General features: G+C 70.2%; 2 protein-coding genes. Both read right to left on the bottom strand.

What is annotated here, in order from left to right:
* On the bottom strand, positions 1–1,614 hold a 1,614-nt coding region (locus PV363_RS16785), incomplete at its 3' end, for a CDP-glycerol glycerophosphotransferase family protein (protein ID WP_301022949.1).
* Positions 1,607–3,004: a bifunctional cytidylyltransferase/SDR family oxidoreductase gene (locus PV363_RS16780; protein ID WP_301022950.1), complete on the bottom strand. Its 1,398-nt coding sequence runs from the start codon at positions 3,002–3,004 to the stop codon at positions 1,607–1,609. The genes PV363_RS16785 and PV363_RS16780, both read right to left, overlap by 8 nt.
* Positions 3,005–3,234: the final 230 nt, after the last annotated feature.

Genomic DNA, 3,234 nt, shown 5'->3' with positions numbered 1-3,234 from the left:
ATCACTGCCGAGCATCGCGTCGAGCGCCTGAGGGAGGGTGGAGGCGTCCCCCTCGATGACGTACGAGGCAGCGGCGATCGGGTAGTGGGCGACGAAGTCACGACCGTTCTCGGTCATCGCGGTCATCGCGAACGGCTTGCCCGAGAACAACCAGTCCACCACGACGCTCGAGACGTCGGACACCATCGCGTCGGCGGCGTTGATGCAGTCGAAGACCGACATCTCGCGCTCGGCCCGGTGGCCGTAGACGTGCTGACGCCCGGTGCGCTCCGCGTCCTCGCGCAGCATCTGGTGGATGGTCCGGATGGTCTCCGTGTCGGTCTCGAAGCGGTAGCTGAACGGGTGCGGCCGGAAGACGACCGTCGCCTCCCTCTCGAGCAGCGCCGCGACGATCTCGGTGCCGATGGGAAGCGAGTGGTACGCGGTCTCGTCCACGTGCCCGCGCCACGTCGGTGCGTACAAGACGGTGGGGTCTGCGGGGACCGGGCCTTCGACCTGCCGGACGCCCTCGACCTGCGGTCGGCCGACGACGTCGAAGGTGTCGCGCGGGATGGCCACCCCGTGGGCCGCGTAACGGCGGACGGCCGCCTCGCCTGCGGCGAAGATGCGGTCGTACATGGCGTGGGTCGGGTTGTACGACGTCGGCTTGTCGGAGTCGCCATGGCCCAGGAAGACGTGGGTGATCTGGTGGTGGCGGACGAAGATGCTGTTGCCCGACGACGCGTTGACGTAGAAAGCGGTGGTCAGCGACGGGACGACCAGGTCGTCCAGATCGCGCGATCCGTGTCGCATGACCACGGGAAGGTCGGTGTGCTGAGCGAGGAGCTCGGCCGGGTAGTTGTGGCGCGTGACGACCAGCAGTCGTCGGCCCGTCCGCTGGAGGTACGGGAGCCACATGGTGACCTGGTGCGTGCCGTCGTCGGGCCAGGCGGTGTAGACGATCGCCTGGGGCGCGTAGGCCTCGACGGCCGCCGGGAGGTCGGCCTCGATGCGCCGGCCGGCGCGCATCCGCGCCACGGCGTTGATCCCCATGATCACGTCGGGCAGGGCGGCGACGAGCGTCACCGCTGCCCACCACCACGCGGACAGGCCCAGCCCCGCGGCGATCGCGCCGAACGCCAGCGCGCCGAGGTGGGCCCCTGTGGCGGCGGCCTCGAGGTCGATCTGCTTGGGCGCTGGTGTGAGTCCGGGGACGTTGGCCACGAAGGTCACGCGGTACTGACGGGCCTGGCTCAGGACGGGCTCGAGGACGACGATCCCGATGCTCGTCAGCGCCGCGAGCGAGGCGCCCCAGGCCGAGGAGTCACCCCACGCGACGAAGCAGACGGTGACCGCAGCGCCGACGGCGCCGCGCAGCGCGCCGTCGTGCCCGAGGAGCAGTCGCTCCACGGTGGGCGGCAGGTCGTCTCGTCGCACGAAGCGCCACGCGTCGAAGCCGAGCGCGGCCACCACGGCCAGGAGGACCGCGACGACCACGGCGTGGACGGCGCCCGTCAGGGCGGCCGCCGTGGCGATGGCGATCGCCCCGGCATTCCCGACCTCGGTCAGGGCGTCCCCCGCCCGAGCGGCGGTGACCCGCCCCGCCTCGGGCGGCGCCAGACCGGCGTCAGCCATTCGTGATTGCCGCGGGGCCGTTCTCGCGGCGGATGTCGATCACGTGCCCGGTCTGTGCCGAGAGGAGGACGTCCAGCGACTGTCGGGCGACCTCCTCGGACGACAACAGCGTGCCCGCCGGCTCGTCGCCGAAGGCCTTCGTACGCATCGGCGTGCCCGTGCGCTCGGGGTTGACGCAGTTCACGCGGACCCGCCCCGCCCACTCGTCCGCGAGCGCCTGCGTCAGGTTGACCACGGCCGCCTTGGCCGACGAGTAGAGCGAGTATCCCGAGCGCCCGCGGGTGTAGGACGAGGAGGTGAACAGCAGCAGCGAGCCGGACGTCTCGGCCAGGTGGGGATAGAACTCCTGGGCGATGAAGATCGGCCCGAGGTAGTTGACCTCGGTCGCGTTGTAGATGGTCTCCTCGCTCGTCTCCGACAACGGAGCGATCGGCAGGACCCCCGCGGTGTTGACGACGTAGTCGATCCGGCCGGTCTTGGCCAGGACCTCGGCAGCGGCCGCGTGGACCTCGTCACGACGCTCGACGTGGGTGCCGGTCGCCGAGCGGGAGAAGGTGAAGACTGTCGCGCCGGCCCGCTCGGCGGTCTTGGCGATGTCGCCGCCGATCCCGTACGACCCGCCGAAGACCACCATCGTCTTGCCCTCGAGCGCCGCAGCCTGCTCCGACTCGGAGAGGGCGGCCGGGCGCTCGGCGGAGGCGAGCTGGAACAGCTTGTCGGCGATGTAGACGTCGATCGGCTCGGTGACCTTCATGTTGCGCTCGTGCCCGTCGACCACCGTGATCGGGACGTGGGGCGTGTAGCGCAGGACCACGGTGCAGTCGTCCGTCGCCACGAAGTCGGGGTCCTTGGCGGCCTCGGCGTACGCGGCCCGGATCACCGAGAGCCGGAAAGCCTGCGGGGTCTGTCCGCGCCGCAGCAGGTGCCGGGGCAGGACGTCGGCGATGGTGCCGGTGTCCTCGTGGACCGAGACGATCGTGTCGGCCGACGGGATCACCGTGTCGACGGCTTCGTACTCCTCGAGCGCCGCCACGACGTCCTCGATGATCGTCTGCGAGACGAGGGGGCGTACGGCGTCGTGGAGGAGGACGTTGCACTCGGTGTCGCCGAGTGCCGCCAGCGCCCGCTCTGTCGTGGCGTTGCGGGTCTCGGCGCCCTCGAGGATCGCGGTCACCTTGTCGTAGCCACCGTTGCGGACGATCGCCCGCACGGGGTCCAGGTGACCTGGGGCCATCAGGATGAGGATCTCGTCGATCAGCGGTGACCTCTGCATGGATGCGATCGTGTGCTCGATGATCGGCTTGCCGGCGATCTTGATCAGCTGTTTCGGGATCGACAGCCCGACGCGCGTGCCGGTCCCGCCCGCCAGCACGACGGCCACGTTTCGCATCCTAGTCACGCCCAAGAGAGTAACTTGTGGCGCGAGGCCAGACCCGGAGGGTGTGCGTGGACCCGCGGGATATCGCGCGTACAGTAGCCGTGCGACACGGGGTCTGTCCCCGAGCGGGGCTAGGCTTCGGACGGAAAGGGACCGATGGTCGACTCGAGCTACACGCGGTCGCCCTGGGCGCGGACACGCGCAATCTGGGGCGCCCGCAAGATCTTTTTCCTGCTGGTACG

The sequence above is a fragment of the Mumia sp. genome (assembly GCF_028803055.1).
Lineage (GTDB): Bacteria > Actinomycetota > Actinomycetes > Propionibacteriales > Nocardioidaceae > Mumia.
Note: the sequence above shows the minus strand (reverse complement) of the source record. Positions and strands in the feature narration are given on the sequence as shown.

What these genes read in the sequence shown, in the direction of transcription:
- PV363_RS16780 (WP_301022950.1), bottom strand. Translation starts at nt 3,004, where the DNA reads ATGCGAAACGTGGCCGTCGTGCTGGCGGGCGGGACCGGCACGCGCGTC.